Genomic DNA, 229 nt, shown 5'->3' with positions numbered 1-229 from the left:
ACCGGTGGCCAGGGCTCCGAGGGTGTTGCCGTGATAGCTCTGGCGCCGCGCAATCAGATGCCTGCGCTGCGGCTGCCCCGTTTCGGTGAAGTATTGCCGCGCGAGTTTCAGTGCCGCTTCCACCGCTTCTGAGCCACCGGAGACAAAGTAGACATACTCAAGCCCGGCGGGCGCCCGCGCGATAAGAAAGTCCGCCAGCTGCTCCATCGGCTCAGTGGTAAAGAACGAG

Annotated in this window: 1 protein-coding gene; it reads right to left on the bottom strand. The window is 63.3% G+C overall.

Annotation, left to right across the window (positions count from 1 at the left end; all coding sequences use genetic code 11):
* A partial coding sequence (locus MO867_RS23195) for an aminotransferase class III-fold pyridoxal phosphate-dependent enzyme (protein WP_252473514.1) occupies nucleotides 1-229 on the bottom strand: 229 nt, incomplete at both ends.

The sequence above is a fragment of the Microbulbifer okhotskensis genome (assembly GCF_023895975.1).
GTDB classification, from domain to species: domain Bacteria; phylum Pseudomonadota; class Gammaproteobacteria; order Pseudomonadales; family Cellvibrionaceae; genus Microbulbifer; species Microbulbifer okhotskensis.
Note: the sequence above shows the minus strand (reverse complement) of the source record. Positions and strands in the feature narration are given on the sequence as shown.